Source organism: Streptomyces sp. NPDC051662 (genome assembly GCF_040681655.1).
Taxonomy (GTDB): domain Bacteria; phylum Actinomycetota; class Actinomycetes; order Streptomycetales; family Streptomycetaceae; genus Streptomyces.
This window is the reverse complement of the sequence record NZ_JBFAZD010000029.1, coordinates 76206-88454: the sequence shown is the minus strand read 5'-3', so window position 1 is coordinate 88454 and position 12249 is coordinate 76206. Positions and strand designations below refer to the sequence as shown.

Here is a 12249-nt window from a genome sequence, read left to right as displayed (position 1 = left end):
GGGATATCGCTGTTCTCGCTGTGCTCTGACCGTGAAGGTTCACCGGGTTGCCGTCCGTGGTGCGGGCCTTGCGCGCGATTGGATGTATCGACATCCAACCTGGTGCAAGGAGGCGCGGTGGCAGATCCGGTCAAGGTCCGCAGACTGACGGACCAAGAAGGGCAGAAGCTTCAACAGATCGTGCGCCGGGGCAGCACCAGCACGGTGCGCTACCGGCGGGCGATGATGGTCCTGGCCTCGGCCTGAGGAAACCGGGCCCCCGTGATCGCCCAATTGGTCCAGGCCGATGAGGACACCGTCCGCGACGTGACGTGATCGGTACCCGCTTTGACCCAGCCGGTGTTGGCCGCCAGGTCGTAGATCCCATAGGGGATGGCCTCGCCCAGTCCCGTCCGGGATACGCATACGACGTCGACGAGCCCTGACCCCGAAAGCAACACCTTGATGATCGGCAAGCCCTAAGAGGTCATCTCATTTCGAAGAGCGACGTCTGTCGCGTTGGCGCTGGAGCGCTTCCTCGACGGCCTGCTCCATGAGGCGGATCTTCTCTGTTCGAGGGCTCCTCTTGATCAGGGCGCTCATCCGCTGGGCCTCTTCGGTGGTCGGCAGGAGACCCACCAGGAGTGCCGGTAGGAGCAGGCGCCGGGCAAGCATTTCGCTCTCGGAGGTGACCTGCGGCCGACGAACGACCGAGACATTGACCCGGATTGCGTGTTCGTTGCCCTGGGGGACACTTGGCCGGTCCGTCTCGATCGCGGCATAGCGGAAGCCGTGAGCCAGGTCGCAGGCGGAGCAGCCGACGGGGCCGCGGCTGAGCCGGTCACCGCATTCGGAGCAGACCAGTCTGTCGAGCGCGGCGTCGACCACCCGCCAGTCGTGACGGTCTGGTTCCGCCGCCACCATCTCGGCAAGCGTGACTTCCTGGTCGCCGCTGACGTCCCAATGGCGCAGAAAGGCAGACCACTCCTCTTCCACGATGCTGTCGACCAGTTCACGGCAAGAGGCACAGGCGGGCGCACCGCTGTACTCAAATCCGGTGCATTCCGCGCAGCGGCGTAAGCCGACCCCGACTGCGGGTCTCACCATGGCCCTCCTCCCGCCAGCGCGGCATGTACGACAACCGCCGGTCTCTTACCCACTGTCGTGGCGAGTTTCTCTCACCCTGACTTTCCGGAGAAGTGGTTTTACGGCTTTAGGCCGTGTATCGAAAGTGGATCTCGGGCTGTGAATGATCACGGTTCATGGGTCGGGGAGATCTCACGGACGAGCAGTGGGCGGTGTTGGAGCCGTTGTTGCCGAAGGGAGCGAGGGTGGGGCGGCCTCCTGTCTGGCCTCGGAGGCAGCTGATCGACGGCATACGATTCCAGGTCCGGACCGGTGTGCCGTGGCGGGACGGGCCCATCGAGTACGGGCCGTGGGGACGGATCTACGACCTGTTCCGCCGATGGCAGCGGAACGGCACCTGGCACCGGATCCTCACCCGCCTCCAGTCCCCGGCCGACGCGAAGGGTGCGATCACGTGGACCTGAGCATCGACTCCACGGGGTGCCGCGCCCATCAGCACGCGGCCGGGGCCCGCAAGCAGGACAACCTGCAGAAGGAACCGCCAGGCCACGTGTTCACCGAGCCTCGTGATCACGGGCTGGGACGCTCACGCGGCACGAGTGGCTGTGACCAGCACCATCGCAACGGCCCTCAGACGACGTCGAACTCGTTGCCCTCGGGGTCCCGCATGGCCGCGGCGTAGAGCCCCATGTCCGGCTCGTCCTTGATCCTCAGCACGGTGGCACCGGCCTCGACCAGCTGGTCCACCGCGGCCCTGATCCGCCGCGCGCGGACGTCCAGCGGGATGTCACGGCCGCCACCGACCTTCAGGTCGAAGTGCCACCGGTTCTTGGCGGTCTTCGGCTCCGGAACCTGCTGGAACCACACGCGCGGTCCGCGACCCGTCGGATCGACGATCGACTCCGGAAGGTCGCCGGCCCCGGTCGGCAACTCCTCCGCGGGCACCCCCATCGCCTCCCAGTAGGCGCGCCACGTTGCGTGCCCGTCCGGCGCGGGCTCAGGCACATAGCCCAGGGCCTGGGCCCAGAACGCCACCATTCTCTGCGGATCGGAGCAGTCGATCGTCAGCTGCACTGTCATCTCCATGCCCGGAGCTTCCCAGACAGGTCTGACAGACGATCCACTTTCGCAACACGCCCTAGGGCCGCGACCGGAAGTGTTTGCCCGGCCGGAGTGCCGACCGGTTCAGTCCCGCGCTGCCGCGTCCGTCAGCCGGAGGTGCGCCCTGCGCAGGTGTGTACGCATCCGGGCCGCCGCCGTCTCCTCGTCGCTCTCACTCACCGCTTCCAGGATCCGCTCGTGCTCCGTGCACGTTGCCTCCGCCCAGCCCTCGCGGAACGAGAGCCGGTACTGGTGCGTGTGCGCGTGAAGCCGTTCCAGGGTCGAGCGGAGGAATCCGTTACCGCTCAGGCGGGCGATGCGGTCGTGGAACACGGAGTCGTGGTGCATGTAGAGCAACAGCGTGGCACGGCTGCGGAATTCATCCGTCGCCTTGCGCATCTCGACCAGCAGCTCGGCGAGTTCACGCAGATCGTCCTCCGTCGCCCGCGTCGCGGCATGGGCGGCCGCGGTCGGCTCCAACAAGAGCCGCACCTCGAATAGTTCACCCAGACTCCGGGTGCTCAGCAGCGACGCCGCCGTGTATCCCGCGAGTGAGCGTTTGATCACCAGGCCCTCCGCCTCCAGGCGGGCAAGAGCTTCCCTGAGTGGCGTCGGAGAGATCTCCAGCTCCAGGGCCAGTGTGTTGATGTTGAGCTTCGTCCCCGGCTCGATCTCGTGGTCGACGAGACGCCGACGGATCGTGTCGTAGGCCGTGTCGGTGAGCGCCTGCCGCCGAGGCGTACCTGCCATGGTGCTGCTCCTGTGATCGGTCTCCAAGAGAGTAGTCCTTCTCGATCATATTTTTTCCAGGGCCTCAGCCGGGGAGGCACGAGGGCCCCCATCGTCGCACTCTCACCGTTGCCCAGTGCATACCGTCCACTGGAAAGTAGCCTCCAATGTGACCCAAGAAGCCCTTCTGAACTGGGCTTTCAGACACCCTCGGGGACACGGGCCAGCCTGACGTCGCATCTCGATCAGGTAAAGATCGGTACGAGTATTGACTGGGGGGCGATGCTGGCTAACCTTCTGGAAAGTATACGAAACAGTGTTTCTGGTAGCTCGATCGACGGCACACGGTGGCCGGAGTCCGGCCGCGACGCGCGAAGCATCAAGGAGGATGACATGAAGCGCACACCTGCTCTCGTGGCGGCGGTGAGCGGCCTGGTGAGCGTCTTGGCGATCACGGGCTGTTCCACCGGCCAGAGCGTGGCGGGCGGTGGCGGCTTGACGTTCATGACGTTCGAGACCCCGGCGCTGACCGCCACCTTCTGGGATGCCTCCATCGCGCAGGCGCAGAAGTCGGTCCCGGACAGCGAGGTGAAGAAGATTGTCTCGCCTGACGCCGACCGGAACGCCTATGCCAAGCAACTCCAGGCGTCGGGCCAGTTCCCCGACATCCTGTCCTCGATCAATCCGAAGGACTTCACCGAGGCCGGGCTGCTCAAGGCGTACGACCAGAAGTGGCTCGACGAGCACTTCACCGACCCCAACGGGAACGCGATCGGCGGCAAGACGTATATCCCGCCGACCAACTCGCAGATCATCCCCATGGTCTTCTACAACAAGAAGATCTTCGCTGAGCACAAACTCGACGTCCCGACCACGTGGGACGAGTTCATGAATGTCGTCACCACCCTCAAAAAGGCCGGCCTCACCCCGGTCGAGATGGCCGGCAGCGAGCCATGGTCCGCCGCGATCCCGCTGTCCGGTCTCATCACCGCCGACGTGCTGGGCGCCGACCCCGAGTGGATCCAGAAGCGCTACAAGGGCGAGGTCAAGTTCACCGACCCCGAGGTGGTCGCCGCCGCGGGCAAGTATCGCGAGCTCATCGACGCCGGCGCCTTCGACAAGGGCGCGCTGAGCGTGAGTTACGCGGACGCCAACAAGAAGTTCCTGGCCGGCGAGAGCGCCATGTATCCGATGGGCAGCTGGCTGATCGGCCAGATCCCAGCGGAATCGGCGAACGATTTCGGTACGTTCCTGCTGCCGAGCGAGACGGGCAAGCCGGTCGTCCCCTTCAACACGGGCGGTACGACATCGGTCAACGCCAAGTCGAAGAACGTCGCGGACGCGACCACGTTCGCGCAGACGTGGTCACTGTCCAAGCCGAATCTCAAAACGCTCATCGAGACGGACGGCGCGTTCCCGATGCTCAAGGGCGTCACCCTTGACGACTTCGGCGCGAAGGTCACGCCGATCTACACCGAGGGCTACAAGCTCGTGACCGACCAGAACAGCAAGGTCAGCGCCTTCGGCTGGGTCAACAACGACGACGCGCTGCCGCCGGGCGTGGTCGACCAGTTCAACTCCCTGTCACAGAAACTCTTCACCAGCTCCGACACCAAGGGGCTGCTCGCCACGTTCGACGCCGACTGGGACAAGGCCGCCAAGTAGGCGGAGCCCGCCGGTGAAGCGGGCGGGCCGAGGTCCGGACGGATTCTGACATCGTTGTCAGGCTTATATGTCCAGATCACGTACGTGGACATCCGGCCGCGGCCCGCCGCTTCACCCCTCAACTCGAAGGATCAAGCTGTGCACAGTCGATCTCCACGAGCGGGCCGCGGCTTCGGGCTGGCTCCCGCTGCGTTGATCGCGGCCGTCCTGTACGGGGTGTTCCTGCTCTACCCACTGGTCCAGAGCCTCTGGCTCAGCTTCACGGACAAGAGTCCACTCCAGAGCGGCAGCGACTTCGTCGGCCTGTCCAACTACCGCGAGCTGTTCGGGGACGACCGGCTCGTGTCCAGCCTGCTGTTCACGACGGTCGTGGTCGTGGCGGTCACCGTCATCGCCAATGTGGTCGGTCTGCTGCTGGCGATGCTGCTCAACCGCTCCACCGCCAACTACCGCGTGATGCGCACCCTCATCTTTGTCCCGCAGGTCCTGTCCGGCGTGATCGTCGGCTTCATCTGGAAGTCGATCCTCACCCAGAACGGCTTGCTCAACACCGTGCTGGCGCAGATCGGCCTGATCGACGAACCGGTCTCCTGGCTCGGCGACCCCGGTCTCGCCACATTCTCGGTGATCGTGGTCGTCAGCTGGATCACGATCGCCTTTGCCACCGTTGTCTACACGGCCTCGCTCCAGTCCGTGCCGCGTGAGCTGTACGAGGCGGCCCGGATGGACGGCGCCAGTTCACTCGGCCGCTTTCGCCATGTGACCCTGCCGATGATCGCACCCGGCACGACGATCAGTGTCACCCTTTGTCTGATCACCACGCTCAAGCTGTACGACGTGATCGCCGCCCTCACCGGTGGCGGCCCCGCGGACTCGACCAAGTCGACCGCCTTCTATCTGATTTCCGTGGCCTTCACCGACAACCGGTTCGGCTACGCCTCGTCCATCGCCATGTTCCTCCTGGTCCTGACCGCCGTCGTCTCATACGGCGTCACCGCCCTGCTGCGCCGAAGGGAGACAAACCTGTGAGCGCTCCCGTCGCACCGCGCGAAGTATCCGGGCCGCGGAAGATCAACGCACCTCACGCGCCCCGGAGGCCGGACCCGTCACGGAGTCAGGGCCCACAGCGGCTGTACTTCCGCGAGAAGTCCCGTCTCCTGGGCGCCTGGCTGATCACGCTGGCGTTCATCCTGCCCGTGTACGTGGCGTTCGTCAGCGCCTTCAAGACCCAGGACCAGATCCTGGCGAACCCGGCGGCCCCGCCCGTACCGTTCACCTTCGACAACATCGTCAACGCACTGCGGAGGCCGGACAATCTCGTCCAGGCGGGACTGCTCAACTCGGTGTTCGTGACGGTCGCGACCCTCGTCATCCTCGTGCCGCTCAGCTCGATGCTCGCCTTCTACATCTCCGAACGCACCCCGCGCGTCCGCAACACCATGCTCGCGATCTTCGCACTCGGCCTGATGGTGCCCCCGCAGGTCGTACTGCTCCCGATCGTGACACTGCTGCGCGAGATCGGCCTCGCCAACTCGTACACCGGCCTCATCCTGTCCAACGTGGGTGGCGGCTATATGTCGTTCGCGGTCTTCGTGTACGTCGGCTTCCTGCGCACCATCCCGCGCGAGGTCATCGAGGCCGCCCGGGTGGACGGCGCCGGGGACCTGCGACTGTGGTGGCGGATCGTCTTCCCCGTGGTGCGCCCGGCCACCGCCACCGTGGCCATCTTCCTCGGACTCTGGGTCTGGAACGACTTCCTCAACCCGCAGTTCATCCTCGGCCCGCTCCAGGGCCAGACGATCACCACCGGCATCTATGTCTCGCTGGGTGCCTACTCCACCGACTACAGCCAACTGTTCGGAATCATGTTCCTCGCCGCGATCATCCCCGTCGTCGGATACCTCGTCAGTCAGCGCGAGTTCATCCATGGACTCATGTCGGGAGCCTCCAAGTGACCCAGCACATCGGCGGAGTTCCCGCCCTCGACACACTCGCCGGTGAATGGCTGGAGCGATCCGCGCTGAACCACCTGCCCTCGCTGCGCAACCAGTGGGGCCAGGGGCACGTCAACGGCGACCTGACGTCGCTGTCCTGGCTCGCGTTCGCCCCGTACAGCGGCGGATACCACACCGGCGCGCTGCGGATCGACAGCCGTGTGCCGGCCGCCGAGCGGCTGCGCTGGTCCCCCTGGGGCGTGGAACGCGCGGCCACCGCGAGCGGTCTGGGGATCACCACCGACGTACGCATGGGGTACGAGCGCAGCCGTCTGATGTGGCGCCTGACGCTCCGCAACGATACGTCGGAGCAGGCCACGGCCGTGGTGGAACAGGAACTGCTCGCCATGTTCGCCCACTCCGACGTCGACTGGGGCTGGCTGTACGGCAGTCCGTGGAACGCCGGACACCACCACGACTACTTCACCACCGAGCGCATCCGCGACGAGGCCACGGCCGACAGCCCGCGCCAGGTGCAGTTCCTGCCCGTCGGCGAGCGCTGGATCCGGCTCGGCAGCCCCCGTATCCCGGGGATCCAGCGCGACGAGGACAACGCGCCGATGCTGCTGGAGTCGGAGCTGCCCGACCACTCGACGAAGGACGCGGAGCGGGTACGCGCGCCGGGCGCGGCTTGCCGCGTCAAGTCGGTCCACGTACGCCCGGCGGGCGACAGAGCGCTCATGCCGCTCGGCGACGGGGCGGAGTACAAGGTCGAAGCCCGCACGGATCTGCGTATCGGAACGGTGGAGCTGCGCGGCGGGGATGTCCTCGCCTGCGACATACGGGTCGATGAGCCGGACGTCACCGGCGTCGTTCTCACCCACGGCAACCACCCCGACTCCCTCCAGATAGCCCTGGACGAGGGGCGCTTGACGCTGCGGATCGCGGGCGAGCTGTTGGTCTCTCCGGAGCCCCTGTCCATTGAAGGCTGGCACACCGTCAGCATCCTTGTCAGCGACGGTGGTTGTGAGCTGAGACTGAACGGCGCACCCGTACTGACAACATCACTCTGGTGGGAGGGGCAGCGCTGGACGGCCACGACCGACGGCGCCACCGTCTCCGTCACCGACACTCGATCAGCCGCACGCTGCGTCTACGCTTTCGCGACGGCTCCCGACACCGTCGAGGCTGCCGGTGCGCGTGCGGTCGCACGCTGGAATGTCACGCTGGAGCCGGGCGCCGCGACCACGCTCGGCATCGTCCTGGAGATCGGCGCGTCGGCGGAACGGGTCGCGCAGGACGCCTCGGCCGTGGCTGCCTCCTTCGCCACCGAATTCGAGGCGGTGGCCGAGCGGTGGCGTACGACATGGGACAGCGCCTTCGAGCCCGGGAACACGGAGTTCTCCGGCCATCTGCCCACACTGCGCACCGAGGATTCCGACCTCTCCCGCACGTACTATCTCGGCGCGCTGCTGGCGATCTATCTGCGCAACACCACCGTCAGCCCGATCGGCCCGGTGTTCCTGACCGGCGGGCCGCGTCTCGGCGCCACCACGACCTTCTTCTGGGACCAGTCGGAGTGGGCCAGGACGGCTAGCCTGCTGGAACCGGCCGGGCTGCGCGCCTGGATCATGGCCGCGCTCGCGCAGCCGTACGACCACTGCCACTCCTTCGACACCCGCAATCTGCTGCCCGTCGGCAACCACTACGCGGCCAACGACCACTCCCTCTTCCGCACGGTGAAGGCGTACGTCGGCGTGACCGGCGACCTCACGCTGCTGGACGAGAAGCCCGGCGGCCGTAGCGTGCTCGACCACCTGCGGGCGATGGCCTACCGGCCGCGCGGGCTGCGGGCGGCATTCGGCGACGGAGTGCTCGTCGACTTCGGGCGCGACGCATGGGAGTTGCTGGAGTGTGTCCCCAACTACCGGGATGGCGTTGTGTCATTGAACGCCGGGTACGTCGGTATGCTGCGCTCCCTCGCCGCGTTGCTGCGCGCGCTGGGCGATGACGGCGACGCCGAGGCGGCGGCGGCGACGGCGGAGGCGGACGAGCTGGCCGCGGCCGTACTCGGCCAGTACGCGGGCGACGGCCGGTGGCTGATCGCCCACCCCGAGGGCGACGAAGTCATCGGCCACTGCCTGGACTTCGAGCTCGTCGCCGCCGACATGCCGCAGGACCTGTCACCGGAGCGGGGCGACGCGATGGTCCGCTTCGTCAGCGAGCACCTCATCGACGGGGACTGGATGCGCGCGCTCGACCCCGGCGACCCGATCGCGCCGCTCTCCGACCGGCCCGACCACGGTGCGGCGGGCGCGTTCGCCGCATGGCCGGGGGCCACGGCTTTCGGCATGTGCCGGCTCGGCCACCCCGACATCGCGGCGGACGTGCTGCGCCGCGCGCACCGCGCCACGTCCGGCGGGCTGTGGGGGCAGGCGATGGAGGTCACCGACGACGGTACGTACCGCGTCGCGGGCCGTGGGGTCGCCAACCGTGACAGCAACGCGGCCGTCGCGGTGACGGAGGCCGTGATCGCCGGGCTGTTCGGCATCGAGGCCGGGATCGAGAGCCTGACCGAGGACATCGGGACGGTACGGAGCCCGTACGGCGAGCTCGACCACGTACGCGCGATCGGTTTCGGCCTCCCGAGGCCGGTCCGCTGACGACGCCGTCGGCCGACGGCGCCCACCCCCGGACGCTCCCCACGCACAGACACACCACCCGCACACACACCACCCGCACCTGTACGACCTCACCTCTCGCACCACCCCGCTCAAAGGAGAGTAAAGATGGGGCAGGAGAGAACAACGCGGTCACGCTTCCGCGGTACTGACCGTATACGGCGCCACTCAGGGCTGCCGGCGCTCGCCGTGGCGACAGCCCTCGTCGTCGCCGGCAGCGTGCTCGCCGGAACAGCGGGCGCCGCGCCCGTCCGGGCTGCGGCGGGCGCACCGTCCCCGACCGAGCAGTGGAACATCCTGCGGCCGAAGCTGGAGGGCATCAAGGGCACCTGGACGAACCAGAGTTACACCGGCTCGGTATCCCGCACGACGCCGGACACCGCCCTCCTCGGGAACGGCGACGTCGGAGTGACCTCCGGCGGCAGCACGGGCGTGAAGTCGTTCTACGTCTCCAAGGGCGACTTCTGGGCGGGGAACCCGACGACGAGGACCGCGCCCATCGGAGGTGTCACCCTCCAGAGCACCACCGCGCCGGGCAACGCCAACCTCGCGCTCGGCGCCACGGCGTCCGCCAGCAGCACGACCGACTCCTTCGCCGCGTCCCGCGCGGTCAACGGTCAGTGGGGCAGCGGTTACGAAGGCTGGGTCTCGGCGATCGGCAAGCCGCAGTGGATCGCTCTCGACCTGGGCTCCGTCAAGACGATCGCGCGCTTCGTGGTGCGCAACGACAACGCGGCGCGCCCCGGGAACGAGGCGTTCAACACGAAGAACCTGACGTTCCAGACCAGCGCGGACGGCACCACCTGGAACACCGTGAACACGGTCACGAACAACACCGCCGACGTCATCGACCGGACCGTCACCGCCGTACAGACACGCTACGTCCGGCTGCACATCACCGAGCCGACACAGAACACCACACCCGACTCGACCAACAACCCGCGCGCCCGTATCGGACAGATCGAGCTCTACGCGAGCGCGGACGGTACGACACCGCCCGCGCAGCCGTTCCGCGAGGAACAGCACATCGTCGACGGCTCGATCACCACGTCCGTGTCGATGGGCAACACCCCGCTGTCGATGAAGACATGGCTGGCCGCCGATAAGAACATCATGGTCACGTCGGTCACCTCGACCGGCTCCCAGCCGGTGCAGCTCCAGGCGTCGACGTTCGCCGGTGCCATGGGGAGCCCCAACTCCCAGTACAGCAATTCGTCCGGCGTCAACGGCCAGGTGATGTGGGCCGAGCGCGCCACACCGTCCGGGCCGAACTGGGTGTCCCGCGCGGCCCTGGCCTCCACGGTGCTCGGAGCCACCGCCGTACAGCCGCCCACCTCGTCCGGCCCCACGGCGAAGACGGTCTTCACCATTCCCGCGGGGGGCACCGTCAGGCTGGTGACAGCGGTCGCCGGTGGCGGCCAGAATCCCACGGCCCCGCGCAATGACGCGGTGGCGCAGGTGAGGGCGGAGAACGCCGGTTCCATCGGCACGCTCGACACCCAGCGGGTCGCCTGGTGGAAAGACTTCTGGCTGCGGTCGGCCGTCAGCCTGAACGACGCCGCGCTGGAGAGGTACTACTACCCCGCCCAGTACTTCATCGGCGCCTCCAGCCGCGCGGGCAAGACCGTTCCCGGCATCTTCGGGATCTGGACCACCACGGACGACCCGATGTGGGACGGCGACCTCCACCTCAACTACAACGCGCAGGCGCCCTTCTACGGGGTCTACTCCAGCAACCGCCCCGACCTCGCGCTGCCGTTCCACGAGGCGATCCTCTCCTACGTGCCGGAGGCACAGCGCCGGGCCAAACAGGACCTGCGACGGGTGAATCAGGACTACGTCACCTCGCGCTTCCCGAGCGGCGGTGTGCCGTCGGGTGTCCTGTTCCCGGTGGGCATCAGCCCGTTCGGATCGGCGAGCGGCTCGACCACGGACGACCAGTACCACCAGCAGGTCTCCAACTCCCTCTTCTCGGCGACGCAGTTCGTGGCGTACTACGAGTACACACAGGACGAGAACTTCCTGCGCACCAAGGGATATCCGTTCCTGAGCCAGGTCGCGCAGTTCTTCGAGCACTGGCTGGAGCGGGACGCGGCCGGCACGTACTCGCTCTGGGGAGGTCCGCACGAAGGCACCTGGGGCAACAACTCCTCGCCCGACCTCGGCATGCTCAAGCAGGTGCTCGCCGCCGCCGTTTCCGGCAGCCAGAAGCTGAACGTCGACGCCGACCGCCGAGTGGTCTGGCAGAACATCCTCGACAACCTGCCGGCCCAGCCGACAACCACGCTCAACGGCAAGACGGTCTACTCACTGGCAAGCAGCATGCAGGGCGCGGACACCCGGCTGATCCGGCCGGGTGACAACACCATCAACCTCGAATTCATCCAGCCCGCCGACCAGTTGGGCGTCAACTCCGACGCCGGCCGGCTCCAGATCGCGCGCGACACCGTCACCGCGATGAACTCGTGGGGCCAGGAGAACAGCTTCCCGAAGATCTTCAACCAGGCCGCGCGGGTGGGCTATCCGGCGGATCAGCTCATCAACACGTTCAAGTCGGTGATCTCGACGCGTACGGCGCCGAACCTGCGGATCACCGACCCGAACCACGGTATCGAGAAGTCTGGCGCGACCGAGGCGATCAACAGCATGCTGGTGCAGAGCGACCAATCCATCATCTCGCTCTTCCCCGCCTGGCCCGCGGCCAAGGACGCGAGCTTCTACCAGCTGCGCCAGAAGGGCGCGTTCGTGGTCTCCAGCTCGAAGGTGGCGGGCAAGGTCTCGTACGTGGACGTCCGCAGCGAGGCGGGCGGCACGCTGCGGGTGAAGAACCCGTGGTCGACGGCCTTCACGGTGACCGACGCGGCCGGCAACGCGGTGCCGTACACCACTCCGGGGGGTGTGATCACCATCCAGACGACGGCCAACCAGACGTACCACATCAACCCGGCCTGAGAGCCGGACGCCGGCACACGGCTCCGGCACACGGCTCCGGCACACGGCAGGGCGGGCTTCATCATCTCGGAAGCCCGCCGACTGCCGTATGAATCAAGCCCGGTGTACCAGCAGGTCGTCCA

General features: G+C 67.1%; 9 protein-coding genes and 2 pseudogenes. 7 read left to right on the top strand and 4 right to left on the bottom strand.

What is annotated here, in order from left to right; all coding sequences use genetic code 11:
* Window positions 1–117: 117 nt before the first annotated feature.
* Window positions 118–309: pseudogene (locus tag AB0M67_RS34045) on the top strand (IS630 family transposase); the annotation flags it as partial.
* Here AB0M67_RS34045 and AB0M67_RS34040 read toward each other — a convergent pair.
* A pseudogene (locus AB0M67_RS34040) lies at window positions 282–386 on the bottom strand (hypothetical protein); the annotation flags it as partial. The pseudogenes AB0M67_RS34045 and AB0M67_RS34040 sit on opposite strands and share 28 nt — an antisense overlap.
* Window positions 387–471: 85 nt before the next feature.
* Window positions 472–1086, bottom strand: a complete 615-nt coding sequence (locus AB0M67_RS34035; protein WP_365751445.1) for a hypothetical protein — start codon at window positions 1084–1086, stop codon at window positions 472–474.
* Between the two features lie 155 nt (window positions 1087–1241).
* Between AB0M67_RS34035 and AB0M67_RS34030 the strand changes: the two genes are divergently transcribed.
* Window positions 1242–1529 carry a transposase gene (locus tag AB0M67_RS34030; RefSeq protein ID WP_365751444.1) on the top strand — a complete coding sequence of 96 codons (288 nt, stop codon included), beginning with the start codon at window positions 1242–1244 and terminating at the stop codon, window positions 1527–1529.
* 166 nt (window positions 1530–1695) lie between these two features.
* Here AB0M67_RS34030 and AB0M67_RS34025 read toward each other — a convergent pair whose 3' ends face one another.
* Window positions 1696–2151 carry a VOC family protein gene (locus AB0M67_RS34025; protein ID WP_365751443.1) on the bottom strand — a complete coding sequence of 152 codons (456 nt, stop codon included), beginning with the start codon at window positions 2149–2151 and terminating at the stop codon, window positions 1696–1698.
* A 99-nt stretch (window positions 2152–2250) separates the two neighbouring features.
* On the bottom strand, window positions 2251–2916 hold the full coding sequence (locus tag AB0M67_RS34020) for a GntR family transcriptional regulator (protein ID WP_365751442.1): 666 nt from the start codon (window positions 2914–2916) through the stop codon (window positions 2251–2253).
* 372 nt (window positions 2917–3288) lie between these two features.
* Here AB0M67_RS34020 and AB0M67_RS34015 point away from each other — a divergent pair, with 372 nt between their 5' ends.
* The 5 genes from AB0M67_RS34015 (at window position 3289) to AB0M67_RS33995 (ending at window position 12127) form a co-directional block, all read left to right on the top strand.
* The gene (locus AB0M67_RS34015; RefSeq protein ID WP_365751441.1) at window positions 3289–4560 is read left to right on the top strand and encodes an extracellular solute-binding protein; all 1272 of its coding nucleotides are present in this window, start codon (window positions 3289–3291) and stop codon (window positions 4558–4560) included.
* 138 nt (window positions 4561–4698) lie between these two features.
* Window positions 4699–5589 (top strand): sugar ABC transporter permease, encoded by an 891-nt coding sequence (locus AB0M67_RS34010; RefSeq protein ID WP_365751440.1) that lies wholly within the window; start codon window positions 4699–4701, stop codon window positions 5587–5589.
* Window positions 5586–6515, top strand: coding sequence for a carbohydrate ABC transporter permease (locus AB0M67_RS34005; protein WP_365751439.1), 930 nt, complete (start codon window positions 5586–5588; stop codon window positions 6513–6515). Before AB0M67_RS34010 ends, AB0M67_RS34005 begins: the two co-directional genes overlap by 4 nt.
* Entirely contained in the window at window positions 6512–9157 is a 2646-nt protein-coding gene (locus AB0M67_RS34000; RefSeq protein WP_365751438.1) for a hypothetical protein, read from the top strand. The genes AB0M67_RS34005 and AB0M67_RS34000 overlap by 4 nt, the downstream gene beginning before the upstream one ends.
* 126 nt (window positions 9158–9283) lie before the next feature.
* Complete coding sequence (locus AB0M67_RS33995) at window positions 9284–12127, top strand: discoidin domain-containing protein (protein WP_365751437.1); 2844 nt, start codon at window positions 9284–9286, stop codon at window positions 12125–12127.
* Window positions 12128–12249 lie beyond the last annotated feature (122 nt).